Below are 26,160 nucleotides of genomic sequence, written 5' to 3'. Positions count from 1 at the left end.
AACCCGTTTGATTGCTCAAACGGGTTCGATATATGTTGAATTGACACAATACATCTTTACCTCGCTTGGCAGCAAGTATAAAAATGATGATGTGTAGAATTAGTTCTCATTATATGGGTAAAATTAAAACTTATTTTCAATTATAAAAATTTAACGAAAAAATATTTCAATTTGTATTCTGATAGTTAAAAAAATAATTTTAATTATTTCCTAAAATTAATGGTAATCCAGAATCCCCACTCCCAACAATAACTACTTTAGCATTTGGAGACTCGGATAATTTTAACGTAGCATCAATACCTTTATCCTGTAATATTTTATCCGTTAGGGATGCACTTAGTATTCTATTTGCATCTGCCTTACCTTGTGCTTCAATAGTTACTTTTTCAGCTTCTTTTTTGGCCGTAACCAAGCGGAATTCATATTCCAAAGATTCTTGTTCCTGCCTAAGTTTACGCTCAATTGCTTCTTTAATTGTATTTGGTAAGGTAACATCTCTTACCAAGACTTCATTTAACTGAACGTATTGTTTCTCAAGAATTTTTTTTGTCTCTAAAAATATTTCATCTTGTATAGCATCACGCTTACTGGAATATAATTGTTCTGGGGTATAGCGACCAACCACACTACGAGCAGCACTCCTAATTGCTGGTTGAATTACACGCTGTAAATAACCTTCACCTAGTGATTGGTGCAAGTTCCCCAAATCTTTACGTACAGGCTCATACCATGCAGATGCGTCAATCTGAATTTCTAGACCGTTAGATGATAGAACTTTCATTTTTTCAAAAAGTTCTTGTTGCCTCACTTCATAAATAAAAACCTTGTTCCAAGGTGCAACTATGTGAAATCCTTCTCCCATGGGTGGCTCATCTGTTACAACACCATTTCCAAATGTTTTATATAATACTCCCGCTTGACCAGAATCTATAGTCACAGCAGATTTTGATATTAAAACAATTAATATAATCGCAATAAAAATTACGGGTAATGCAATTTTTGGTAATTTGTCCATTTTCTATTATTTAAATTAATCCGTTATATTTTCTTATAAACCATTCTACCGCTAGAGCAGAAATGATGATTCCTAACAGAAATCTGAAATCTATCAAAGATACTACATTTTGCTTGCTTTTTTGGATAGGAACAAAACGCTTTTCCATTAATAAATTCTCATTTAACTCATCAACTTGACTAGGATAATATAGGTGTCCAGCACTGTTTACTGCTAACCTATCTAATTTTTTATAATCGCTAGATAGGAACTGTTGTTCTATATTGAAACTTATAATAGTAAAATGGCCTGACTTAGATAGGTTTTCATCTTGAACTGTTACGGTGAAGTTATATTCTCCAGATTCCAAATTACTTAAGTCTGCCTCATAGTGACTTCCGCTAAGTAGCATAGGGATTTCTGATGAAACTCCGTTTCTATCTAATTTTAATAATAATGATGCATTTGGGTCAAAGACTAATGTTTCATCAAAATAGCTTGCGGTAATTTTTGTATCGTTGGAACCATCATAAATGGTTTCATAATCTAAATTAAGTCTATCCTTAGAGTTCCCAGATGCAAGATAAAGCACAATCTTACCAATAAAATCATCAAAGTTTTTAAAGTCACGGTCGTTTCTATATGCGTGCATGCGCCACTTCCAGATATTCTCACCAAACAAGTATGCTTCTTTAATTTCAGTACTTGGGGCTATTGCCAAAAGTGGTTCATTAAGCTCCGTGCCTTTTATTTGCTGCCCCAAGAGAACTTCATATGGTTTATTGATAAATAATTCTCCTAATTCTGATTCTAAGGGAGGAAACCCTTGGGTATTAAAATCAGAAATATTGAAAATAGAAAACCCTGCGTTTAAAACAGGAAGTATATCTTCCTTTACTCCCGCATCATCTTTATCAATAGTACTCTGCGCATTATTAAAAAAACTCCAATCTGTTTTTGGACCCGTTATAGTAAGAGTATTTATCCCTCTTTGTTTTACAAAATCATATGTTTTTTGAAAAGAAGAGTTAGGTTGGTATAGAATAAGTAAGTCTGAATCTTCAAAGTTGGAAATATCTCCATTCGGTTTTTCAACAATTACAGAGCGTTGTTCATTACTCTCTATTGCTTTACTTAAAGCACCAATGTCTGGATGCACCATACTAGAAACAATCACAACCTTGGTTTTTTCATCAATAACCTCCAAAGCAACATATTTACTATTATTTAGGGTATTCTTTTCGTTAGATAATGGTTCAATTGAAATAGTTAATCGTTTTAAACCAATTGCTTTTGCGTCCAATAAGGCACTTATTTTTTTTGAATTTACATTTGGGGATAGATTAATGTTTTCTGTATATACAATTTTTCCATTTACTTGAACAGTAACCTTAGAAGCAATGTTCCTTGTTCCATCATAAACAACATAGGCTTCAACAGGAAACTTGTTTTTAAGAAATGCATACTTATTGACATTTACTTGACCAATCCTAAGGTCTTCATAAGTCGTGGTATCCCCAATCACAATTGGATAAATAGGAAAATCCTGAGTTTTTCCATAAAATTCATAGTCTTCACCAAGGGTCTGATTTCCATCAGAAACCAATACAATGGCAGTATTGGTTTTGTCATAAATCTCATTAATACTTTTTAACGCACTGGAAATATTAGTGCCCCTATCACCAAGTGTAATGCTATCATTGTTGTTAAGGGCATTCCCAAAAGTGTAGCTTGTTAAATTAAATTTGTTGGCAACATCACTATTTCCATCTATTTGATTTAAAACCGCTTGCATTTCACCTTTTTGTATTGAGGCACCAATAGAAGATGAATTATCAGCTAAAACGACAAGATTAGTCTTTTCAAGAGTGTATTCATTTTTTGAAAACTTTGGGTTTATTAATAAAAGAAAAGTGCCAAAAATGGCAAGAAAGCGTAAAAAAGAAAGGATAATACTGAATTTCCCTCTCTTTTTAGTCTTATAGAAATATTGAATCCAAACTATTCCTAACGCAACTATTGCAGATAAAATAATCAATAATAGCGTTTTGGTTTGCATTTAGGAATGCTTTAAAATTAATTAGTTTGGTTTATGTCAACATTCCTCCATCAACATTCAATACCTGTCCGGTAATATATGCTGATAAATCTGAAGCTAAGAATAAGCATGCATTGGCCACATCCTCAGGAGTTCCTCCGCGCTTTAGCGGAATTCCATCTCGCCAACCTTGAACCACTTTTTCATCAAGTTTATCAGTCATTTCTGTTTCTATAAACCCAGGAGCAATTGCATTGCAACGAATGTTTCTTGAACCAAGTTCCAAAGCCACGGACTTTGTAAACCCAATCATACCAGCCTTTGAAGCTGCATAGTTAGTCTGCCCAGCATTCCCTTTTACCCCAACAACACTACTCATATTAATGATAGAGCCCTTTCGTTGTTTAAGGAATGTACGTTGAACAGCTTTGGTCATATTGAAAACTGATTTTAGATTGGTTTCAATAACCGAATCAAAATCCGCCTCTCCCATTCTCATTAACAAATTGTCTTTAGTAATTCCGGCATTGTTTATTAAAACATCAATTCCGTCAAAATCTTCCAATACCTGAGCTACCAATTTTTCTGATTCCTCAAAGCTAGCTGCGTTACTCTTATATGCTTTGGCCTTTACACCTTTGCTAATTAATTCTTTTTCCAACTCTAAAGCTGGTGCCTCACTAGAACTATATGTAAAAGCAACATTAGCACCATTATCAGCGAATATTTCTGCTATTCCTCGTCCTATTCCTCTACTGGCACCCGTAATAATTACATTTTTTCCTTCTAAAAACTTCATGTTGTATTTAGTTTGATTTGTTATTTCAAATATAGGTTATGTTTAATATAATGACGAAAAAAATCCCGAATTAGACGGGATTTTATCCAAAGTAAAACTTTGAGTTTTTATTATAATTTGACAATTATGCCATGACTTCTTTTACTTTTAAGCCAATCTCTGCAGGTGAATCAACCACATGTATTCCACATTCTCTCATGATTCTTTTCTTTGCTTGTGCAGTATCATCACTACCACCCACAATAGCTCCAGCGTGACCCATGGTTCTTCCTGCAGGAGCAGTTTCACCAGCTATAAAACCAACAATTGGTTTTTTGCTTCCACTTTCTTTGTACCACTTAGCGGCATCGGCCTCTAATTGACCACCAATTTCACCTATCATTACCACACAATGTGTTTCTTCATCATTAATCAACAGTTCAACAGCTTCCTTTGTAGTTGTTCCAATAATTGGATCACCACCAATACCAATGGCAGTAGTAATTCCCATGCCTTGGCGCACTACCTGATCAGATGCTTCATATGTCAATGTTCCAGATTTAGAAACAATTCCAACATGACCTTTTTTAAACACAAAACCTGGCATAATACCAACTTTGGCTTCATCAGGGGTTATTACACCTGGACAGTTTGGACCAATCAATCTGCAATCTTTATCCTTTATATAATTGGACGCCTTTACCATATCAGCAACAGGAATTCCTTCTGTGATAGTTATGATTACTTTAATCCCTGCATTGGCAGCTTCCATAATAGCATCCGCAGCAAATGCAGGTGGAACAAAAATAATAGTTGTATCTGCTCCAGCTTTTTCAACAGCTTCTTCTACTGTGTTGAATACGGGTTTTCCTAAGTGTTCTTGTCCTCCTTTTCCAGGAGTAACTCCGCCCACTATATTGGTGCCATATTCTATCATTTGCTCGGAGTGAAAAGTTCCTTCACTTCCCGTAAAGCCTTGTACTATTATTTTGGAATCTTTATTTACTAGAACACTCATTGTTTATTGGTTTTAGGCAGTGCAAAAATATAGGTTTACAAATGAATTTTAAAGTATTCTTTTGCTTATTTAACTTTCTAATTTTTTAATTATGCTTGGAATTTTTTTAACATTGGCCAATTGCTTTAACTTTTCTCTTGCTTCTTCAGCAGGGCTGCCAAAATAGCTCTTTCCACCTTCTAGGGATTTTGCTATTCCAGTTTGGGCAAGAACTACAGCTTTTTTTCCAATAGTTATACCACTGGTAACTCCTACTTGCCCCCAAAGAGTGACCTCGTCTTCAACAATCACACAGCCTGCAATTCCCGTTTGGGAAGCAATCAAACATTTTTTTCCGATTACAGTGTCGTGACCCACTTGAACTTGGTTATCCAATTTGGAGCCTTCTTTAATGGTGGTATCTCCCGTAACTCCACGATCTATAGTACACAAAGCACCTATATCCACATTATTTTCTATAACAACCCTTCCACCAGAAATGAGTTTATCAAAACCTTCAGGTCTATTCTTATAATAAAAAGCATCCCCACCAAGAATGGTGCCTGCATGTATGGTTACATTGTTACCAATTACACAATCATCATAAATAGAAACATTAGAGTGTATTATACAATCATCACCAATTACAACATTGTTCCCAATAAATGAATTTGGTTGAATTACTGTGTTTTTCCCAATTTTTGCTGAAGATGATATGGCCGCATCGGAGCTTTTAAAAGGATTAAAAAACTGAGTAAGTTTATTAAAATCCCTAAATGGATCATCTGAAATCAAAAGTGCTTTGTCTTTTGGGCACTCTACAGCTTTATTTATCAAAACAACAGTAGCTTTGGACTGCAGTGCCTTATCATAATATTTTGGATGGTCAACAAAGACAATATCGCCATTCTCTACCACATGAATTTCATTCATTCCCAATACTGGGAAATCATCCGAACCAACATATTCAGAATCAATGAGGGTTGCAATTTGTTTTAGAGTTTGAGGAGTTGGAAATTTCATGCGTTTTGGGAATTATTCTTTTACCCTTTCCATGTATGCTCCTTTTTCCGTGTCTACCTTAATTTTATCTCCTTCATTGATAAAAAGTGGTACATTGACACTTGCGCCAGTTTCAACTTTAGCTGGTTTTGTTGCATTGGTGGCTGTATTACCTTTTACACCTGGCTCCGTGTAGGTGACTTCCAAAATAACACTGGCGGGCATGTCAACCGATAATGGCATACTATCTTCAGTATTAAAAAGGATGGTTACAACTTCCCCCTCTTTTAACAATCCAGGAGCATCCAAAGAACTTTCTTGTAAAGTAATTTGGTTGTAATCATTTGTGTTCATAAAATGATAGGTTTCTCCTTCGGCATATAAATACTGATAAGAACGTGTTTCTACACGGACATCTTCAATTTTATGACCTGCTGAAAAAGTATTGTCAATAACTTTTCCTGTTGTAACGCTTTTAAGCTTGGTTCTTACAAATGCAGGCCCTTTACCAGGCTTCACATGTAAAAATTCAATAATTTTATAAATATCGTGATTGTACTTAATACAAAGACCTTTTCTAATATCTGATGTTGACGCCATATAATTTAATTTGTGCTAAAATAACCTTTCATAATCCCTCTTTGCGAATCTCTAATAAATTGGAGAATCTCATCTCTTTCAGGAGTTGCCTCCATTTCTGCCTCTATAATCTGAACAGCCTGTGAATTATTATAATTTTTTTGATATAATATTCTATATATATTCTGTATTTCTCTGATTTTCTCTGATGTAAAACCCCTTCTTCTAAGGCCAACAGAATTTATACCTACATAAGACATGGGTTCTCTAGCTCCTTTTGCATAAGGAGGTACATCTTTCCTTACCAAGGAACCCCCAGTAACAAATGCATGATTGCCTATAGATACAAATTGATGTACAGCAACTAATCCTGCAAGTACTACGTTCTCTCCAATAGTAACATGGCCCGCTAGGGTTGAATTGTTAGAAAAAATACAATTATCACCAATAAAACAATCATGAGCTATATGGCAATATGCCATGATAAGACAATTCTTGCCAATTACGGTTTTCATTCTATCAGAAGTACCCTTATTTATAGTAGCACACTCACGAATAGTTGTGTTGTCACCAATAATAACGGTTGTTTCTTCTCCTTGATATTTGAGGTCCTGTGGAGGAGCTGATATTACCGCTCCTGGGAAAATATTGCAGTTTTTCCCTATTCTTGCTCCTTCCATAATTGTGACGTTACTCCCAATCCATGTTCCTTGTCCAATTGTAACATTGTTATGTATGGTAGTAAATGGTTCTACCACCACATTTTTAGCAATTTTTGCTCCAGGATGTATATATGCCAATGGTTGGTTCATAGGTGTTATTTTACTTTAATTATTTGAGCCATAATTTCTGCTTCAGAAACAAGTTTGTCATTTGCATATGCTTTAGCATGCATCTGGCAAAGACCTCGTCGTATAGGAGACATTAAATCCAGTTTAAAAATCAGCGTATCACCAGGAACAACCTGTTGTTTGTACTTAACATTATCAATTTTTAATAAATAAGTTAAATAGTTTTCAGGGTCAGGAACTGTGTTCAAAACCAAAATACCACCGGTTTGAGCCATTGCCTCTAACTGTAGAACCCCAGGCATTACAGGTGCTCCAGGAAAATGCCCTACAAAGAATGGCTCATTCATTGTAACATTTTTTAGTCCCACAACATGAGTTTCGGACAATTCCAAAATTTTATCAACCAATAAGAATGGAGGTCTATGTGGCAACTTATCCATTATTTGGACCACATCCATTAATGGGGGTTTGTTCAAATCGTAAGATGGAACATTGTTTCGCTTTTCTAGTTTAATTATTTTGGAAAGTTTTTTAGCAAATTGTGTATTTACAAAATGACCAGGCTTGTTTGCAATCACTTTGCCTCTTATTCTTGTCCCAGCCAATGCCAAATCCCCAATTACATCTAGTAATTTATGTCTTGCTGCTTCATTAGGTTGATGCAACGTTAGATTGTCTAATATTCCATTTGGTTTTACAGACAGCTTTTCTTTATTAAAAACTTTTTCAAGTTTTTTCATGGTTGCAGCAGATATTTCCTTGTCTACATAAACAATAGCATTGTTAAGGTCTCCACCTTTTATCAAACCATGCTCTAGAAGCGTTTCCAATTCATGCAAAAAACTAAACGTTCTTGCATCGGCAATCTCAGTTTTAAAATCAGATAGATTTTCCAAAGTTGCATTTTGGGTTCCCAAAACTTTAGTGCCAAAATCTACCATGGTAGTAACTTGGTATACATCAGAAGGGATTATAGTAATTTCACTACCTGAATCTTCATCTCTATATGTAAGAACTTCTTTGACCACATATTCTTCTCTCTCTATTTTTTGTTCTACAACACCAGCTTTCTCCAAAGCCTCTACAAAGAACTTTGAAGAGCCGTCCATTATAGGAGGTTCAGATGCATCCATTTCAATTAGTACATTATCTATTTCTAAGCCAACTAATGCCGCTAGTACATGTTCTGATGTTTGAATTTTAACTCCTCTTTTTTCAAGATTTGTCCCTCTTTGGGTATTTACAACATAATTGGCATCTGCCTCTATAATTGGCTGTCCGTCCAAATCTACCCTTTTGAATGCATACCCATGGTTCTCAGGTGCAGGAACAAATTTCATGGTTACATCTTTTCCAGTATGTAACCCTACCCCTGTAAGGCTTACATCCTTAGCTATGGTCTGCTGTTTATTATTTGTCTTAATTACCATTTATTTTCTTTTCCAGTTCGTTAACCTTATTGATTGTTTTTGGTAAATTTTTAAAGTGTACGTAGGATTTGTTATAATCCCCGTAATTTAATGCAGGAGAACCTTGAAGAATTTCATCATCTTTTACATTTCTTCCAATCCCAGATTGCGCTTGTATTTTTACTCGGTCTCCTATAATAATATGACCAACAATTCCAACTTGCCCACCAATCAAACAATTTTTTCCAATCTTGGTAGAGCCTGCAACACCAGTCTGTGCTGCTATCACTGTATGTTCCCCAATTTCCACATTATGAGCAATTTGTATTTGATTGTCCAGTTTAGCTCCTTTTCTTAAAATGGTAGAGCCCATTGTAGCCCTGTCAATTGTTGTACCTGCGCCGACGTCTACATCATCTTCTAGGATGACATTTCCGGTTTGAGGTATTTTGCTATATTCTCCTTTTGAATCTGGTGCAAATCCAAACCCATCTGCGCCTATAATAGCACCACTATGAATAACACAGTTATTCCCAATAATTGTTTCTGAATAGATTTTGGCTCCAGCAAAAATGGCTACATTATTACCAAGGGTAACATTATCACCAATATAAGCATTAGGGTAAATTTTCACATTATTGCCCATAATCACATTGCTACCTATATATGAGAAAGCCCCTATATAATGATTCTCACCATAAGTCACCGTATCCGATATAAAAACCGGGTTCTCAATTCCTTGTTTGTTTTCTTTTGTAAGATTATAATACTCTAATAATTTGGAAAAGGACTTATAGGCATCTTCTACTTTTATCAATGTAGTGGAAATTGCTTGTTCTGGAACAAAATCTTTGTTTACTATGGTGATTGATGCTTTGGTAGTATAGATGTAAGGAGTGTATTTGGGATTGGAAAGAAAGGTCAAAGAGCCTTTTTTTCCTTCTTCAATTTTAGCTAGTTTATCGACCGCTATTTCAGGGTTTCCTTCCACTTCTCCCTCTAAAATACCCGCAATCTGGCTAGCAGTAAATTTCAATTTCTATGTTTTTATCAAATGGTACACAAAAGTAAGAAAAATTGTCAAACCTCATCTTTGGGATAGCACATATAATATTTAGTAACTTTTCTAGAAAGGGTCTTCAAGTTTAATTGGTCAGAAACTTTGGCAACATCTATTACCTTTTTATTGGATTTTAAAATATTTATGTTTTGACTCTCTTGATTGTAAGCCAGATTTTCAATCTCCCCCATAAATACAAAATAGGAAGTCTCAGTATCAGTCAAGCTATTGTTGTTTTTGAAAGTTTTATAACATTCTTCAAACTTAGAGGCATTTATTGGCTTATTCTTAATTTTTATTTCCAGTAATTTTCGGTCAATAATCATTTTACATAATTTGGAAAGAACAAAATCTGTATGGTTTTGCCATGATTTAATAGCTCCCATTACATCTACATCGTCTAATTGAGAGAACTTTTCCAATATATCATCAGTAAAATTATTCTTGGTAATCTTATTTTTTAAAAAGTAAAACAAAGCCTCACTGCATTGAATGTTTTCTCCTTTCAGAACTAACTCCTTGGCACGGTTCAAAATTTTAGTAAGTAGCTGTTCTGCAACCAAAGAAGTTTTGTGCAAATAAACTTGCCAATACATAAAACGGCGGGCCATCAAAAATTTTTCTACTGAATAAATTCCTTTTTCTTCTACCACTAAATTGCCTTCAACAACATTTAGCATAGTAATAAGTCGTTCAGAATTAATATTTCCTTCGGCAACACCAGTATAGAAACTATCTCTCTTTAGATAATCCAATCTATCTATGTCCAATTGACTGGAAACCAATTGGTTTAGAAACTTTTTTGAATACACTCCTTTGAATATTTCTATTGCAATCGTTAAACTTCCGTTAAACTTGTCATTGAGCTTTTCCATGAAAAGCAAAGAAATATCCTCATGTTTAATCCCAGTTACTATACTATGCTCCATGGCATGAGAAAATGGTCCATGTCCAATATCATGCAAAAGAATAGCAGCTAACAAGCCCTCTTCCTCTTCTAGATTAATCTCAATTCCTTTTAAACGAAGCACTTGGACTGCCTTGGACATTAAATGCATACTTCCTAAAGCATGATGAAAACGTGTGTGATGTGCGCCAGGATAAACCAAATATGACATTCCCATTTGCGAAATTCTACGCAGCCGCTGAAAATAGGAATCTTCTATAAGGTTGTAAGCTACAGTATTAGGTATTCTAATAAATCCGTAAATTGGATCATTAAAATATTTTAATTTATTCACTTCTGTCAAAACAGGTTTCTTTTACAAAACAAATATAAGCACTAAATGAGCAAGATCACAATACTTTGGGTAGATGATGAAATAGAATACATGAAGCCACATATCCTTTTTCTAGAAGAAAAAAACTACAATGTTACCACATGCCAAAGCGGGCAGGAAGCATTGGAAGAATTAACTCAAAATAGATTTGATATTGTTTTCTTGGATGAAAACATGCCTGGGATTTCTGGTTTGGAAACCCTTAATGAAATTAAGATTATTGATGCTACTCTCCCAGTGGTTATGATTACCAAAAGTGAGGAAGAGTACATAATGGAAGAAGCTATTGGGTCCAAAATAGCGGATTATCTTATAAAACCTGTAAACCCAAACCAAATCTTATTATCACTTAAGAAGACTTTGGACAACTCCAGATTGGTGTCGGAAAAAACTACTTCTAATTATCAGCAAGAATTTAGAAAAATTGCCATGGACTTGTCTATGGTAAACACGTTTGAAGAATGGGCAGAGCTGTATAAAAAATTAATTTATTGGGAACTTCAATTAGAAGAGATTGAAGATTCTAGCATGTTCGAAATATTGGAATCACAGAAAACAGAGGCTAATAATCATTTTGGAAAGTTTGTAGAAAAAAATTATACCAGCTGGTTTAACTCAGATGATGCTCCTGTAATGTCTCATACACTTTTTAAAGAATGGGTACATCCAGAAATAAAAAATGAGCAAACATTATTAATTGTTATAGATAATTTAAGGTACGATCAATGGTTTGCTTTTGAAGAAGGACTAAATGCCTATTATAAAAAAAGTAAGGAGAAAACCTTTTATAGCATTTTGCCTACAGCCACGCAATATGCTAGAAATGCTATTTTCTCGGGACTTACACCGCTGGATATGGAAAAGAAGTATCCCAATTGGTGGAAAAATGATACTGATGAAGGAGGTAAAAACCTTTTTGAAGATAAGTTTCTTGGTGAGCAATTAAAACGCCTTGGGTTAGACTTCAAATGGGAGTACCATAAGATAAGTAGCTTAAAACAAGGGAAGCATCTTTCTCAAAATTTTAAGTCGCAAAAAGAAAACGATTTAACTGTCATTGTGTACAATTTTGTGGATATGCTTTCACATTCTAGGACGGAGATGGAAGTAATAAAAGAACTAGCGTCTAATGACAAAGCCTATAGATCATTAACCCAAAGCTGGTTTAGAAATTCCCCTTTGCTAGAAATTATTCAACAAGCACAAACAATGGGATTAAAATTGATTATAACAACGGACCATGGTACTATAAATGTTAAGCAGCCATCTAAAGTGGTTGGGGATAGAGAAACTAGCCTTAATTTAAGGTATAAAACTGGCAGAAGCTTAACATATAATGACAAAGAAGTCTTGGCGTCCAAAAACCCAAAAGAAATTCATTTGCCAAGTATTAATATGAGCAGTTCTTTTATTTTTGCCAAAAATGATTTCTTCTTTGCTTACCCAAACAACTATAATCATTATGTTGGCTATTATAGAAATACCTACCAGCATGGCGGTGTATCTTTAGAAGAAATGATTATCCCTTTCGTAGTTTTGGAACCTAGATAGATTTAAATGCAGATTACTTATACCGAAAATCAACTACCAGAGGTTGTAAAAAAAATACTCACCACATCAAAATCTAAAACCATCTGTTTTTATGGAGAAATGGGTTCTGGTAAAACCACATTGATTAAGGAGTTAATAAAAGAGTTAGGAAGTATTGACCAACCAAATAGTCCAACTTACGGTATCGTTAATGAATATTTTGATGAAGAAGGTGGGTTGTTGGCCTATCATTTTGACTTTTATAGGTTGAATAATGAAGCAGAAGCATTGGATTTAGGTTTAGAAGATTATTTGAATTCTGATGTTTGGATACTAATTGAGTGGCCCGAGATGATAAAATCTTTACTTCCTGATGATAAAACCGAAGTTTTTATTGAAATTTTAGGTAAAAAAACTAGAGGCCTGATACTCAGAGGTTAAAATAGTGTTGAAGAATCATCATCAGATGACTGGTTTTATTGCATTCTTTTCGATGAAATGTAAAAAAATCGATTAAATGCTTGATTTTTACGTTAAAGTGCTTATTTTTACTGTTGAAATACAAATTGATAAAAGAATTTTTCCTACATTTGTATTGAAAATGAATCAAATCTTTAATTAAAAACCCTCAGGACGATGAACACGAAAAGAATTTTATTTGGATTTATGGCATGTTTAATGTTAATTGGAGCTTCTTGTACTCCAAACACTGCTGATGACAACGCTTATGAGCAAGGTGTTGATAAAACAAAATTGATAAACGGTGATAAAAAAAAGTAATTAAGTAAGTTAAGATTACTTAATTTATTATATTATTATAAAAGGGCAATCATAAATTGCCCTTTTTTGCGTTTCAATATGTGAACAATTTTTTTTACTTAAATGGGCAGGAATATTACTGAAAAGGGAAAAAGCGCAAGAAAAAGGATAATTATAGATTCCTTTATGGTATTCTTAATTATTATTTCTCCTTTTGTTTTTAATTTGCATGAATATGTCACTAGTGACCCTGAGGCTTCTTTAAACATATTTGGGATTATAATTGACAAAAATGGGTATCCGAATATAAATATATATATATGGTTTCTTTTAGGAAAGATTGTACCTTTTTATTTATTAGTGATTTGGTTTTTTACATGTAAGCATTGGTGGTATCATATTATTTTGATTCCAATGCTTATGTATGCCTTTCAGATTTATGAAGGTGTTTTTTCTGAAAGTGATTTTGTAGATACTGAAAATATCATGTGGCTCTTACCTGTATGTATGGTTGTTATTCCTTTTGTCTATTTTATAAGGGTAAAGCTATATGACAAGCATGTACACGGTATAGATTTAGATGCTATGGATGCCGAACTTAAAGAACTTAAAGAAAAAGAACGTTTAAGAGAAGAGGCAGAAGTAGAATAAAAAAATCGTAATTTTGGTTATATTGGTTTTTCTTTAATAGAAGCCAAAGATTATATATATGAACCAACCCTCTTCACCGTTTAGCAAACAACAATTACTTCCACAAGAAGAAACCTTAGAAATCTTAAAACAAAAAGGGGAACTTTTTATTGGTATTCCAAAAGAAAACCAATACCAAGAAAAAAGAATATGCCTAACACCAGATGCCATCAATGCCATTACAGCTCATGGACATCGAGTGCTAATTGAATCTGGTGCAGGTGAAGGAGCTGATTATTCCGACATTAACTATACAAATGCTGGTGCTGAAATAACAAAGGATAGAAAAAAAGTATTTTCATGTCCATTACTTTTAAAAGTGGAACCTCCTACTCTATCAGAAATTCAGTTGATAAACCCTCAGACTACTGTTATTTCGGCTTTACAAATAAAAACACAGACCAAGGAATATTTTGAAGAATTGGCAAAGAAAAGAATTACTGCCATCGCCTTTGAGTATATTAGGGATGATGAAGGAAAATACCCAGCTGTGAGGTCATTAAGTGAAATTGCCGGTATCTCTTCTGTATTAATTGCATCCGAAATAATGGCCACAACAAACAATGGAAACGGTCTAATGTTCGGTAATATTAGCGGAGTACCTCCTGTAGAGGTTGTTATTATAGGTGCTGGTACTGTTGGAGAATTCGCTGCACGATCTGCTATTGGACTAGGTGCCAATGTTAAAGTGTTTGATAATTCCATCACCAAATTACGTAGCATACAGACCAACCTTAAACAGACAGTGTACACTTCCACTATTCAACCAAAAAATTTATTAAAAGCACTAAAACGTTGTGATGTAGCTATTGGTGCTACACGTGGTAAAGACCGCTCTCCTGTAGTTGTTTCTAGCACCATGGTAGAACACATGAAAAAAGGTGCTGTAATTATTGATGTAAGTATTGATATGGGTGGGTGTTTTGAAACAAGTGAAATAACGAGTCATGACAAACCAACGATTACAAAGTCTGGAGTTGTACACTATGGCGTGCCAAACATTCCGTCTCGTTATCCAAAAACTTCTTCTATCTCCATTAGTAATATTTTTACTCCTTATTTATTAAAAATTGGTGAAGATGGTGGCTTGGAAAATTCATTGCGTTTTGACAAAGGGCTAAGAAATGGTCTTTATATGTATCACGGTATCTTAACAAATAAATCTGTTGGCAATTGGTTTGACTTATCTTATAGCGATATCAACTTTCTAATATTTTAAAATGGCATTGTTAAAAAGGATTGGATTTTATCTAGTTGGATTATCTATTGGTATTGTGTTCTTAACGCTCTTTCTTAAGAAAAAAGCAGAAGGCACTGGCACGGAATTTTGCTATTTTCCTAACTGTAGAGTACTAAAAGATATGCGTTCCAAACCACTGTATTACTCAGATGAAATTAATAATATGTTACAGGAGAAGGCGTTGGACTCAACAGATATTGTTTCTTTCCTTACAGATGGTAAAGTTGATTTTGGAAACAGCAATACTAAATCCAAACCATGTAAAACCTATGTGATTGCAGGGGATTTAAATGGAAATGAAACTTTTTTAGAAGTAATTAACTGTACATCCAAAGTAACAGTCAATAGTTTAAAACTGTCACAAGATTAAATTTTTCTTCTTTTCCGTTCTTTTTTTAATAATTCCAATTCTCTATTTGTTTGCCCAGCCACCGAAGTATTTTCCTCTGCCCTTCTAATTAAATACGGCATAACATCTCTAACTGGTCCAAAAGGCAAATATTTAGCGACATTGTAGCCTTTGTTTGCTAAATTGAATGAAATGTGGTCACTCATTCCAAACAGTTGCCCAAACCACACTCTTTCATCATTATTGGCAATTCCTTTAGATTCTAATAGCTCTACCAATCTATATGAACTTTCCTCATTATGTGTGCCTGCAAAAATTGAAATAATATCTAAATGGTTTATTATATAGTTGACCGCATTATTAAAATTATCGTCTGTTGCTTGTTTTGAAGCACAAATAGGGGTTGGGTATTTCATTTCTTCAGCGCGCTTGGCTTCTTTTTCCATATAAGCACCACGCACCACTTTTACTCCTATTTTAAAATTATTTTTAGCAGCTTTTTGATAGAGTTTTTCCAAGTAATCCATCCTATCCCAACGATACATTTGCAGGGTGTTAAAAACAATAGCCTTTTTTGTATTGTACTTCATCATCATCTCCTCTACCATATAATCGGCCGCATCTTGCATCCAACTTTCTTCCCCATCTACCAAAAGAGAAACATCCATTTCAAATGCTTTCTTGCATACTTTATCAAATCTATTTATTACTCTTTGCCATTCTATGGCTTCTCCATCTGTAAGTTCTTTGTTAGCACTTACTTTTTCAAAAAGTTTAAACCTTCCAAACCCCGTTGGTTTAAATACCGCAAAAGGAATGGCATCTTTTTCTTTTACAAAATTTAATATATGCAAAATTTTATCCAACGCTAAATCAAATTGCGCTTCCTCTTCTTTACCCTCAACCGAATAGTCCAAAACCGAGCACACTCCTTTTCCATACATTCTATCAATAAGTGGCAGGCAATCCTCTTCATTTACCCCTCCGCAAAAATGGTCAAAAACTGTTGCTCGTATTAGTCCTTCAACTGGCAAATGTGCTTTAATGGCAAAATTGGTGGCCAATGTGCCAATTTTAACCAGTGGTTCATTCGCTATCATTTTAAACAAGAAATAGGCGCGCTCCAACTCAGAATCGGTTTTTAATGCAAAAGCCGTTTTGGTATTTTCAAAAATCCCTTCCATTGATTAAAATTTGTTACGAATCAAATATAATTACAGAAATAGTATTCCTATCAATAAAAATAACCTTTATTTTGTATGCTTAAAATTATAAAATGGATTCTATTATTTCATCATCGTATGCCGTTCACTTTAATTCTGTAGCCTATTCCATGCTTAATACGCATTTGGAAAACGCAAACTATTCTAAAGTGTTTATTATGGTTGATGAGAATACACATGAATACTGTTTGGCAAAACTCATGTCCAATATTACTGTAGATTGTCATTTTGAAATCATTGAAATAGAATCGGGTGAAATTCATAAGAATATTGAAACCTGTACCCAGGTTTGGGAAGCCATGTCGGATTTAGATGCAGATAGAAAGAGCTTAATGATTAATCTTGGAGGAGGCGTTATCACTGATCTTGGTGGTTTTGTAGCATCAACATTTAAAAGAGGTATAGATTTTATAAATATTCCTACTACCCTTTTGTCCATGGTTGATGCATCTGTAGGTGGAAAAACTGGTGTTGATTTGGGGATGCTAAAAAATCAAATAGGAGTTATAAACCAGCCAGTGATGGTGTTGATCATTTCTAATTTTTTAGAAACTCTTGGGGAAAGACAATTAAGAAGTGGTTTTGCAGAAATGTTGAAGCATGGATTAATTAAAAGCGAACAATATTGGGAGAAACTTAAAGAAGTTACCAGTTATAATGGTTTGGATAAACTCATTCATGAGTCAGTTTTAATGAAGAACGAGGTTGTACTCCAAGACCCTACGGAGCAAAACTTAAGGAAAATATTAAATTTTGGACACACTTTAGGCCATGCCATAGAATCTTATTTTCTTGAAAGTAATGAACATGAATTATTATTGCATGGTGAGGCAATAGCAATAGGTATGATATTGGAAGCCTATTTATCTAATAAACTCATAGACTTGCCAGAGAATGAGCTGGCTGATATTAAAAAAGTGTTTTTGTCCAAATACCCCAAGGTGGTTTTCTCGAACGATGACATCAAAAATATTCTTGAACTATTAAAGTTTGATAAGAAAAATTCTCATGGCAATGTCAATTTTGTACTGCTCAATAATATTGGAAAAACTGTAATTGATGCTCAAGTTCCACATGAATTATTTCATAAAGCTTTTACATACTACCAAGAATAACCTCTACGTATACTAAAATAACTGTTTTACAACTCTTTAAGCTTACAGAGAGAATTAATTTCTAGTTTAGAATGGAATAACAAAACCAACTAAACTATGATGCGTGTATTAATTGATTACAAAAAGCTAAACCATGAGATTGGTGCTTTACTAATAGATACTTATCCCCATGGATATGGTGATGATGATATTATTGCATTTAAGAATGCGAAGGGAGAAATTATTGAAGCCGTTGAGTTAAAAACTGAAGATGCTGTTTATTTAGTTAAAATAAGTAAAAGCCTATCTAACTTCATTGCAAACTTTGACCACGTTATAGAAAAGGAATTAGAAGCTAAACCAGAAAAGGAAGCGACTGAAGAAAATACTTTATCCAATGATTCTGTTTTAGAAATGAATCGTGAAAATGATTTGGATGAAGAATTGGATTAAATAATTACAAGTATCGCTCCTTTAGAATATCAACATGGTGCTTTTGGTGACCTGAAATTGCAAAACCCAAGCCTGCGACACTCCAAATAAGATTACTTGCAGTACCAGTAAGTTTTAACTGTTCATTAGTTAATTGTTGAAACATGGTGATTGAAGAATCTCTTACTGCTATATATTCATTTTTTAATTCATCAATACTTCTATCATTTGCATTAGACCCTATAACATAATCATCCTGTTCAAAACCGGACAAAGGTGTCGTATCACCTCTTCCAAATCGTAATGCCCTGTATAAGAATATACGCTCTGTATCAATAATGTGCAATAATACTTCTGCGACTGTCCACTTATCAGCACCATAACTAAAAAGCAATTTATCAGTCGGCATTGAATCCATTAATAGTATTAAATCATGCTTGCCTTTCTTCAATTCATTCATTAATTCTGAGTTCTTGCTCAGCTTAGCTAGATAGGTACCATAAAAAGCTGCAAATTCGATAGCCTTTAATTCAGATAATTTCATGTTAGAAAATAAAAAAATCCTATACATAGAATGCATAGGATTTATGATTATAAATTATACTCTCTACAATTCATTAAAAATAGAGTGCATTAAACGTTTCTTATCATTGATGCTCTCTTCAAGAGAAATCATTGTTTCTGTTCTGCTAATACCATCAATATCATCAATCTTAAAAATTATATTTTTTGCATGTGTGGTGTCCTTAGCTCTAATTTTACAAAAAATATTGAATTTTCCAGTAGTAATGTGTGCCACTGTTACATATGGGATTTGATTCAACCTTTCCAAAACAAATTTTGTTTGATGCGTTTTTTCCAAGTAAATACCCACATAAGCAATAAAGGCATATCCAAGTTTAACATAATCCAATGTTAAGGAAGATCCTTTTATAATGTCGGCTTCTTCCATCTTCTTTACTCTAACATGTACAGTACCAGCGGATATTAATAATTTTTTTGCAATATCTGTAAATGGTGTCCTGGTATTGTCTATCAACATGTCCAGAATCTGGTGGTCTATTTCGTCTAATTTTACTTTGCTCATTTTAAGAAAATTTTATCCAAAAATAATACTTTAAGAAATTAAATTCAACAAATCTTCTATTTTTTTAGAAAAAGTGCAATAGAACGGTGAATAGGTTGAATAAAACGAATTATTTTATTGCTGAGTTCAGTTCTACATCATTCTGCAAACTAGCTAAATCCCTTTTTATGGAACAATCGAATGTCTTATGCCCATAATAATTAGCTAGTTCCCCTATTTCCGCTGCATATGGTTCAAAATGAACTATACCATTATTTAAAACCTCTTTATACAGAATGCCAATGTTGTCGTCAGAACTATATTTAGCATTTAATATGTGGGGGTTTTTAATTAGAACATCAAAAAACAGTTTACCATTTTCAGGTATGTCAAAGTAGTCTTTCTCAGAATGTTCATTGAAAGTATTTAATGCGATTGAATTTGTTCCCGAAACCAGTGCATAAAATATATACTCTCTAGTAATTTCCCTTTCATAGTCATTAGGATAATGACCTGCTTCAAATAAAATAGTTGGCGTATTCAACATCTGGAACGTATCGCCCACACAGTTAGCATTAAAAGAATCGTCATACCTGCCAACTTGTTCGGGAATGTATCCTTGCAATTGCTCATTCATAGTGGAAATTATCTGCATACTTCTAACTCGACTAGATGTAACACTTCTTTCCTCATCTTGTGAAGGGGTTAGAAAAGAAACAGTGGCCGGTTTGTTGGTCTCACCTACACTAAAAATAGTCCGTTGCCCATGAAGATTATAACAAAAATGTGGTGCGAATTTTTCATAAGCTTGGCGTAAAACAATACTTTCTGGTTGACTAAGGTTTTGGGCATCCCTATTTAAATCTACTTGGTTGGCATTAACACGGGTATATGCTTCTGCTCCATCTGGATTTAAAATGGGGACAATCTGTAGCGTACAATTGACTTTGATGGCTTGTGCCATTTCATTATCAGTACCTAAAAAATTAATAAAATCCAAAAGAGCACGCGTAGTTGTGGATTCATTGCCATGCATTTGAGACCACATTAAAATCTTTGTAGGACCATTGCCAATAGAAACCATTTTAATAGGCCTCTTTAATACTGATGTTCCAATTGTCTTTAGAACATATTTTTCTGATATTTTTTCTAGATATGGAAAAATATGCTCGTTGGTAACATAACGTCCTTTAATAGATTCCTCTTTTATTTTTAAATAGTCAATTTCTAATTTCTGCATACAACAAACTAATTCCCAAAAAGCAAAAGTACTTACGATTTAGATTACAAGTGTAATATTATTATTTACATTTGTATACAAAAAATATACTTATTTAGTATTTAATATAGATTTGTAATCGCATAAATCATTATTTCTAATAAATCATATTTATATTATTATATATCAATCATTTATATAGTTAAATAAGAAGTAACGATTTAATTAAATACTACAAGTTTTAGTGGAATATATAGATATTTTTGCTTAAAATAGTTACAATGATAAACCCTGAAGATTTTATTACTAGATTAGAAGCAATCATGAAATTCTATGGGATTTCTGCCTCTGGGATGGCAGATAAAATTAAAGTGCAACGGTCCAGTATCTCCCATTTACTTACCGGAAGAAACAAGCCTAGTTTGGATTTTGTCCTAAAAATTGTTACTGTTTTTCCAGAGGTTGACCTCTATTGGCTTCTATTGGGAAAAGGTGTTTTTCCTAAGGACAAAGAGATTACCACTAAAGACCTTGCTCCTATTTTAAATACGGACTCCAATAAAGATGAATCGGTCTCTAAACAGATTGATAAGATTGTTATTTTTTACAAAAACAATAGTTTTGAATCTTTTACACCCAAATAAGCTCAGGATTCCATTATCACATTATATTATTTACTTTAATTTGCAGGTATGATTTATAGAGCATTTTTCATCTGTATAGTTTTGTTATCTGCAACTTCTTGTTATCAACCCCAAAGGGAGTGCAAAGACTTTAAAATGGGAACTTTTACCTTTACCTCTGTAATAAATGGGGAGGAACAAACCACCACTTTTACGAGGAGCAATGATATTGAAATTGATTATTATAATGGAAAGGCAGACACTTCCTCTGTAAGGTGGATCAACGATTGTGAGTATATTGTGAAAAAATTGAATCCTAAATCAATGGCAGAAGAAAAGTCCATCCACATGAAAATATTGTCCACAACCAAAAATTCTTATATTTTTGAGTACAACATTGTGGGAGACACTAAAAAATCTAAAGGAACAGTCATTAAAACTAACTAGCCATGTTTGAAATCTTTACAAGTCCAGATGCCTGGATAGCTTTATTAACATTGACTTTTTTAGAAATAGTATTGGGAATAGATAATATTATTTTTATATCTATAGCTGCCGGTAAATTAGAGAAAGGCAATAGAAGAAAAGCGACTAACATAGGCCTTGTTCTCGCAATGGTTTTTAGAATTCTTCTTTTATTTGGAATAACATGGCTTACATCATTAAAGAAACCATTTTTGGTTTTTAGTGAATCTTGGATTAACGGCGGAATAAGTTGGCAGGCACTAATTTTATTCGCTGGAGGACTCTTTTTAATTTATAAAAGCACCCATGAAATTCATGAGAAAATTGAGGATAAAGGACACGATGAAAGAGAAGTTACAAAACACCGGTCCAATACGCTAGCAAAAGCCATATTGCAGATAACTATTATAAATATTGTATTCTCCTTTGATTCTATTCTTACAGCAATAGGTATGACAAATGGCATATCTCCCAATCCAAATGATGCCTTGGTGTTAATGATAATTGCAGTTGTTATATCTGTGATAATTATGATGTTGTTTGCAAACCCAGTAGGAGAATTTGTAAACAAGCACCCTTCTATACAGGTATTAGGGCTTTCTTTTTTAATCTTAATTGGTTTTATGCTAATTGCCGAAGCTGCACATATATCCCATTTAGTGGTATTTGGCAATGAAGTGGGCACCATTCCAAAAGGCTATTTATACTTTGCCATAGCCTTCTCCTTATTGGTGGAATTCTTTAATATGAGAATTCGTAAAAAGGATGTGGTTGAGGGGTAAGAATAACACCAATATTCGTTAAGAATGAGAATTGATATCCGAACATGTTCATAGCCAAGAACATATAAAACAATTATTTGAAGCGACCTTAATTAGGTCTACTAAAAGCAACTTTAGGGTTTTTGGATTTCTGTTCTTTAAACATTCGTTGCTGTTGTTTTACTGTCATGGTACTGCCATCATGGCTCCAGCCTGGAGGTCCAAAAATATACATGAGTTTATGGGACAGTTTTTTGGATTTTTTGGTATCATTCCAAATATCCTTAAACTCATGGGTCAATATAACAATTGGGTTATAAGATTCTGGCGCATGGATTACACCATATTTAACATCAATATCATCATCTAATTCTTTCCAAGTACCAAAAATCTTATCAAAAATATTTAGAAAGCCCCCATGGTTTTTATCCAAATATTCCACATTTTGTGCATGGTGTACTTGGTGCATGGTATGGGTATTCATAAACTTTTCTATAATTCCCATTTTTGGAACATAAACAGAATGTAATTGAAATTGCCATAGGGCTTCTATTCCCAAACAAACCATAACCATTTCCACTGGGAAACCAACGGCAGGCATCCACATATAAAAGAGTGGTTTATAAACTATTGTAAACCACCCATTACGCACTGCTGTACCTAAATTAAAATTATCCGAAGAATGGTGAACAATATGGGCAGCCCAAAGAATTCTTATCTCATGATTGGCTCTATGAAACCAATAATATGTAAAATCATCAGCCAATTGACACAACAACCAAATATACCACGCATATCCAAAGGATTTAAACCCAAGAATATTTGTTGCCACACCATCAACTTCTGGGTTAAAAAGACCGTAAACAAATTTAAAAAGGACAATGGTATAAGCCACCTTTAGCAAGGGTGCTAGGATAGCTGATCCAACCCCCATAAAACCACTTGCAGCAAGGTCTTTCCAATTATATAAATGGTCATCACCATGTGTTTTACTATAAGTAAGTTCTAATAAAATAAAGGCAATAAAACACGGTACGCCATATACCAGGGGGTTTGTAAAATCCATCTATGGTTAAATTTTTGCAAATATACTATTAAAAAGGTAAGGGTATCTGGTCATTATTTTATGCTAAAATAAGGTTGGTTGTTCAGAATTCCCGTTTTGTGTAGTATCACTTTCATTATTTTTTGTTTCAGTGACATCTTCTTCATCTACAACCTCTATATCTTCTGGTTCATTTTTTTGAGGTTCTTTATAAGGTAAGGGGTCTAAAGCATTGATATTCCTAACTTTATCAGAAGTTAATTGATTACCCATTGCTTTTATTCCTTTTATAGAAATAAAATCTTCTAAATCAACTGTGACGTTTGGTTTTGCTTCTTTTCCTCTTGGCTTTACAAATTCAATCTCTGCAACAGGCCTCCAATCTGTAGAAATAAGTTCTAAAAACGACTTAGAATGCTCAGAAATAAACAAATCTTCTTTGTTTTCATTTTCTATTATGAACCGTTTTACGTAATATCTATCTTTTTCCCCGTCATAATAAATTGCTGAAAGTGGCTTCTTTGGATTCCATTTTTCCAAAACAATCATATCTTCTTCAAAATGATTGTTCAAATCTGGTAGAATTGTTTTTGCCACTCCTTTTTGTGTAACAATCAGTAATAAATCATCCCCTTTAAATTCTCCCAATAGTTCTCCCCTACCATCAACATTTAAACGTCTTACAATGTCATCAAACCAAATTTTTCGCGGTTTTAAGGTGGATACGCCTTGTTCCTTAAACTCAATTCGTTTTATGGAGTATTTTGTAACAATATTTCCTTTTGAAGCTCTTCCTTTTATAAGAACATCAGAAAAATCCAAATCCCATTTTAATTTTTTAATACTCCCTGCTTGTCTTAAAAGAACTGTTATTACTTGTGCTTCTCCATTAAGGTTGGCAGTAAAGTAGAGCACATCTGAATTAGCTTTCCCTGTGGTTAAATCATACAGTTTATCCCTTGTAATAGAGGTCACTGTAAATCTTTTTATATAACTGGGGCCACCTCTACCATCTTTATAGACCATATTGTATACAGTACGGTTGTCTTTCTTTTTAAAGACAGCAACATGAATTATGTTTTTACCAATGAATGTTTTGGCATCTACTTTAGTGACCATCATTTTACCATCTTTTGTAAAAACAATAATATCGTCAATGTCACTACAATCAGTTACATATTCATCTCTTCTTAAAGATGTTCCAACAAAGCCCTCTTCCCTATTTACATAAAGTTTTGTATTTCTAATGACCACTTTTGTAGCTTCAATATCATCAAAAATTCGAATTTCGGATTTACGTTCTCTTCCTTTACCATATTTCTTTTTAAGATTTTTAAAATAATCTATGGCAAAATCTACGATGTTAGCCAAATGGTGTTTTGTTTCTGCTATTCGCTCTTCAAGAGCATCTAATTGTTGTTGCGCTTTATCTAAATCAAATTTTGAAATTCTTTTAATTCGGATTTCCGTTAAACGTACAATATCATCTTCTGTAACTGCGCGTTTTAAATGCTTGGTGTACGGCTTTAAACCTTTATCAATGGCACTAATTACCCCTTCCCATGTTTCTTCTTCTTCAATGTCCCGGTAAATTCTGTTTTCAATAAAAATACGTTCTAAAGAAGTAAAATGCCATTGCTCTTCTAGTTCACTTAACTGAATTTCCAATTCGGCCCTTAATAACTCCACTGTATTGGCAACAGAGTGTTTCAACATTTCTGTTACGCCAATAAATAATGGCTTATTGTCTTCAATGATACAGCCTAAGGGAGAAATGGAAGATTCACAAGCAGTAAATGCATAAAGAGCATCAATGGTTTTGTCGGGAGAAATTCCAGAAGGAATGTGCACCAATATTTCAACTTCTGCAGCTGTATTGTCCTCAATTTTCTTAACTTTTATTTTTCCCTTCTCATTTGCTTTAAGAATAGAGTCAATTAAAGAAGATGTATTAGTACCGTATGGAATTTCATTAATGACTAAAGTGTTCTTATCATACTGCGATATTTTAGCTCTAACTCTTATTTTACCTCCTCTAAGTCCATCATTATAATTACTGACATCAATAATTCCAGAAGTAGGAAAATCTGGGAACAAAGTAAAACGTTGTCCTTTTAAATGTTTTACGGCAGCGTCTATTACCTCATTAAAATTATGTGGAAGAATTTTGGTAGAAAGGCCAACAGCAATGCCTTCTGCTCCTTGCGTTAAAAGTAATGGGAATTTTACAGGAAGGTTTACTGGTTCTTTTTTTCTTCCATCATAGGATAATTGCCATTCTGTGATCTTAGGACTAAAAATCACCTCTAAGGCAAATTTAGAAAGTCGTGCTTCTATATATCTAGATGCTGCAGCTCTATCTCCTGTTAATATATTTCCCCAGTTTCCTTGGGTATCAATTAACAAATCTTTTTGCCCTATTTGCACCATGGCATCTGCAATACTAGCATCACCATGAGGATGGTATTGCATGGTATGACCAACGACATTGGCCACTTTATTGTACCTGCCATCATCTAACTCTTTAAGTGAGTGCATTATTCTTCTTTGCACAGGCTTAAAACCATCTTCAATGGCTGGGACAGCTCTTTCTAAGATTACATAGGAAGCATAATCCAAAAACCAGTCCTTATACATTCCCGTAACCCTAGTAAGGCTATCATGAGAATCCTCTTGGTTTATATGTGCTTCGTTCAACTCTTCATTTTCTTCCATAAAGAAAGACTCAAATTATTT

27 protein-coding genes are annotated in these 26,160 nt (G+C 33.8%); 11 read left to right on the top strand and 16 right to left on the bottom strand.

Annotation, left to right across the window (positions count from 1 at the left end):
- Positions 1-199 precede the first annotated feature (199 nt).
- The 10 genes from AC000W_RS04600 to AC000W_RS04555 form a co-directional block, all read right to left on the bottom strand.
- Entirely contained in the window at positions 200-1,015 is an 816-nt protein-coding gene (locus AC000W_RS04600) for a prohibitin family protein (RefSeq protein ID WP_474746451.1), read from the bottom strand.
- 10 nt (positions 1,016-1,025) lie between these two features.
- Entirely contained in the window at positions 1,026-3,053 is a 2,028-nt protein-coding gene (locus AC000W_RS04595) for a VWA domain-containing protein (protein ID WP_474746449.1), read from the bottom strand.
- A 31-nt stretch (positions 3,054-3,084) separates the two neighbouring features.
- Positions 3,085-3,831: a 3-oxoacyl-[acyl-carrier-protein] reductase gene (gene fabG, locus AC000W_RS04590; RefSeq protein WP_474746448.1), complete on the bottom strand. Its 747-nt coding sequence runs from the start codon at positions 3,829-3,831 to the stop codon at positions 3,085-3,087.
- 124 nt (positions 3,832-3,955) lie between these two features.
- Positions 3,956-4,828, bottom strand: coding sequence for a succinate--CoA ligase subunit alpha (gene sucD, locus AC000W_RS04585; RefSeq protein WP_474746446.1), 873 nt, complete (start codon positions 4,826-4,828; stop codon positions 3,956-3,958).
- 69 nt (positions 4,829-4,897) lie between these two features.
- A complete protein-coding gene (gene lpxD / locus AC000W_RS04580; RefSeq protein WP_474746445.1) occupies positions 4,898-5,830 on the bottom strand; it encodes a UDP-3-O-(3-hydroxymyristoyl)glucosamine N-acyltransferase in 933 nt (310 codons plus the stop codon).
- 12 nt (positions 5,831-5,842) lie between these two features.
- Positions 5,843-6,409: an elongation factor P gene (gene efp, locus AC000W_RS04575; RefSeq protein WP_474746444.1), complete on the bottom strand. Its 567-nt coding sequence runs from the start codon at positions 6,407-6,409 to the stop codon at positions 5,843-5,845.
- A 5-nt stretch (positions 6,410-6,414) separates the two neighbouring features.
- The gene (gene lpxA / locus AC000W_RS04570; RefSeq protein ID WP_474746442.1) at positions 6,415-7,200 is read right to left on the bottom strand and encodes an acyl-ACP--UDP-N-acetylglucosamine O-acyltransferase; all 786 of its coding nucleotides are present in this window, start codon (positions 7,198-7,200) and stop codon (positions 6,415-6,417) included.
- A 5-nt stretch (positions 7,201-7,205) separates the two neighbouring features.
- Positions 7,206-8,609 carry a bifunctional UDP-3-O-[3-hydroxymyristoyl] N-acetylglucosamine deacetylase/3-hydroxyacyl-ACP dehydratase gene (locus AC000W_RS04565; RefSeq protein ID WP_474746441.1) on the bottom strand — a complete coding sequence of 468 codons (1,404 nt, stop codon included), beginning with the start codon at positions 8,607-8,609 and terminating at the stop codon, positions 7,206-7,208.
- Positions 8,599-9,624: a UDP-3-O-(3-hydroxymyristoyl)glucosamine N-acyltransferase gene (lpxD, locus tag AC000W_RS04560; protein WP_474746440.1), complete on the bottom strand. Its 1,026-nt coding sequence runs from the start codon at positions 9,622-9,624 to the stop codon at positions 8,599-8,601. The genes AC000W_RS04565 and lpxD (AC000W_RS04560) overlap by 11 nt, the downstream gene beginning before the upstream one ends.
- A gap of 44 nt (positions 9,625-9,668) precedes the next feature.
- Complete coding sequence (locus AC000W_RS04555) at positions 9,669-10,898, bottom strand: HD domain-containing protein (protein WP_474746439.1); 1,230 nt, start codon at positions 10,896-10,898, stop codon at positions 9,669-9,671.
- Positions 10,899-10,934: 36 nt separating this feature from the next.
- On the opposite strand from AC000W_RS04555, the gene porX reads away from it, so the two are divergent.
- The 6 genes from porX to AC000W_RS04525 all read left to right on the top strand — a co-directional run bounded on the left by porX (position 10,935) and on the right by AC000W_RS04525 (position 15,517).
- Positions 10,935-12,479, top strand: a complete 1,545-nt coding sequence (gene porX / locus AC000W_RS04550) for a T9SS response regulator signal transducer PorX (RefSeq protein ID WP_474746438.1) — start codon at positions 10,935-10,937, stop codon at positions 12,477-12,479.
- Between the two features lie 6 nt (positions 12,480-12,485).
- A complete protein-coding gene (tsaE, locus tag AC000W_RS04545; RefSeq protein ID WP_474746436.1) occupies positions 12,486-12,899 on the top strand; it encodes a tRNA (adenosine(37)-N6)-threonylcarbamoyltransferase complex ATPase subunit type 1 TsaE in 414 nt (137 codons plus the stop codon).
- Positions 12,900-13,094: 195 nt separating this feature from the next.
- Positions 13,095-13,238, top strand: coding sequence for a hypothetical protein (locus tag AC000W_RS04540; protein ID WP_474746435.1), 144 nt, complete (start codon positions 13,095-13,097; stop codon positions 13,236-13,238).
- Positions 13,239-13,340: 102 nt separating this feature from the next.
- Positions 13,341-13,868, top strand: coding sequence for a hypothetical protein (locus tag AC000W_RS04535; RefSeq protein ID WP_474746433.1), 528 nt, complete (start codon positions 13,341-13,343; stop codon positions 13,866-13,868).
- Positions 13,869-13,926: 58 nt separating this feature from the next.
- On the top strand, positions 13,927-15,126 hold the full coding sequence (locus AC000W_RS04530; protein WP_474746432.1) for an alanine dehydrogenase: 1,200 nt from the start codon (positions 13,927-13,929) through the stop codon (positions 15,124-15,126).
- A gap of 1 nt (position 15,127) precedes the next feature.
- The gene (locus AC000W_RS04525; protein WP_474746431.1) at positions 15,128-15,517 is read left to right on the top strand and encodes a DUF4258 domain-containing protein; all 390 of its coding nucleotides are present in this window, start codon (positions 15,128-15,130) and stop codon (positions 15,515-15,517) included.
- On the opposite strand, the gene AC000W_RS04520 is transcribed toward AC000W_RS04525, so the two are convergent.
- Entirely contained in the window at positions 15,514-16,680 is a 1,167-nt protein-coding gene (locus tag AC000W_RS04520; RefSeq protein WP_474746430.1) for a proline dehydrogenase family protein, read from the bottom strand. The two genes, AC000W_RS04525 and AC000W_RS04520, sit on opposite strands and share 4 nt — an antisense overlap.
- Positions 16,681-16,772: 92 nt before the next feature.
- On the opposite strand from AC000W_RS04520, the gene aroB reads away from it, so the two are divergent.
- Both aroB and AC000W_RS04510 read left to right on the top strand, forming a co-directional pair.
- A complete protein-coding gene (aroB, locus tag AC000W_RS04515) occupies positions 16,773-17,834 on the top strand; it encodes a 3-dehydroquinate synthase (protein WP_474746428.1) in 1,062 nt (353 codons plus the stop codon).
- Between the two features lie 96 nt (positions 17,835-17,930).
- Positions 17,931-18,266 carry a hypothetical protein gene (locus tag AC000W_RS04510; RefSeq protein ID WP_474746427.1) on the top strand — a complete coding sequence of 112 codons (336 nt, stop codon included), beginning with the start codon at positions 17,931-17,933 and terminating at the stop codon, positions 18,264-18,266.
- 4 nt (positions 18,267-18,270) lie between these two features.
- Here AC000W_RS04510 and AC000W_RS04505 read toward each other — a convergent pair whose 3' ends face one another.
- From AC000W_RS04505 to AC000W_RS04495, 3 genes are all read right to left on the bottom strand, one after another.
- On the bottom strand, positions 18,271-18,789 hold the full coding sequence (locus AC000W_RS04505) for a DinB family protein (RefSeq protein WP_474746425.1): 519 nt from the start codon (positions 18,787-18,789) through the stop codon (positions 18,271-18,273).
- A gap of 63 nt (positions 18,790-18,852) precedes the next feature.
- Positions 18,853-19,332 carry an Lrp/AsnC family transcriptional regulator gene (locus AC000W_RS04500; RefSeq protein WP_474746424.1) on the bottom strand — a complete coding sequence of 160 codons (480 nt, stop codon included), beginning with the start codon at positions 19,330-19,332 and terminating at the stop codon, positions 18,853-18,855.
- 109 nt (positions 19,333-19,441) lie between these two features.
- Positions 19,442-20,551 (bottom strand): M14 family metallopeptidase, encoded by a 1,110-nt coding sequence (locus AC000W_RS04495; protein WP_474746423.1) that lies wholly within the window; start codon positions 20,549-20,551, stop codon positions 19,442-19,444.
- Between the two features lie 260 nt (positions 20,552-20,811).
- On the opposite strand from AC000W_RS04495, the gene AC000W_RS04490 reads away from it, so the two are divergent.
- The 3 genes from AC000W_RS04490 to AC000W_RS04480 all read left to right on the top strand — a co-directional run bounded on the left by AC000W_RS04490 (position 20,812) and on the right by AC000W_RS04480 (position 22,400).
- The gene (locus AC000W_RS04490) at positions 20,812-21,174 is read left to right on the top strand and encodes a helix-turn-helix domain-containing protein (RefSeq protein WP_474746421.1); all 363 of its coding nucleotides are present in this window, start codon (positions 20,812-20,814) and stop codon (positions 21,172-21,174) included.
- A gap of 135 nt (positions 21,175-21,309) precedes the next feature.
- A complete protein-coding gene (locus AC000W_RS04485) occupies positions 21,310-21,600 on the top strand; it encodes a DNA topoisomerase IV (RefSeq protein ID WP_474746420.1) in 291 nt (96 codons plus the stop codon).
- 2 nt (positions 21,601-21,602) lie between these two features.
- Positions 21,603-22,400, top strand: a complete 798-nt coding sequence (locus AC000W_RS04480; RefSeq protein ID WP_474746419.1) for a TerC family protein — start codon at positions 21,603-21,605, stop codon at positions 22,398-22,400.
- An 88-nt stretch (positions 22,401-22,488) separates the two neighbouring features.
- On the opposite strand, the gene AC000W_RS04475 is transcribed toward AC000W_RS04480, so the two are convergent.
- Complete coding sequence (locus tag AC000W_RS04475; protein WP_474746417.1) at positions 22,489-23,445, bottom strand: sterol desaturase family protein; 957 nt, start codon at positions 23,443-23,445, stop codon at positions 22,489-22,491.
- Positions 23,446-23,508: 63 nt separating this feature from the next.
- Positions 23,509-26,139 carry a DNA gyrase/topoisomerase IV subunit A gene (locus tag AC000W_RS04470; RefSeq protein ID WP_474746415.1) on the bottom strand — a complete coding sequence of 877 codons (2,631 nt, stop codon included), beginning with the start codon at positions 26,137-26,139 and terminating at the stop codon, positions 23,509-23,511.
- Between the last annotated feature and the right edge of the window lie 21 nt (positions 26,140-26,160).

The organism is Saonia sp. (assembly GCF_056326165.1).
Note: the sequence above shows the minus strand (reverse complement) of the source record. Positions and strands in the feature narration are given on the sequence as shown.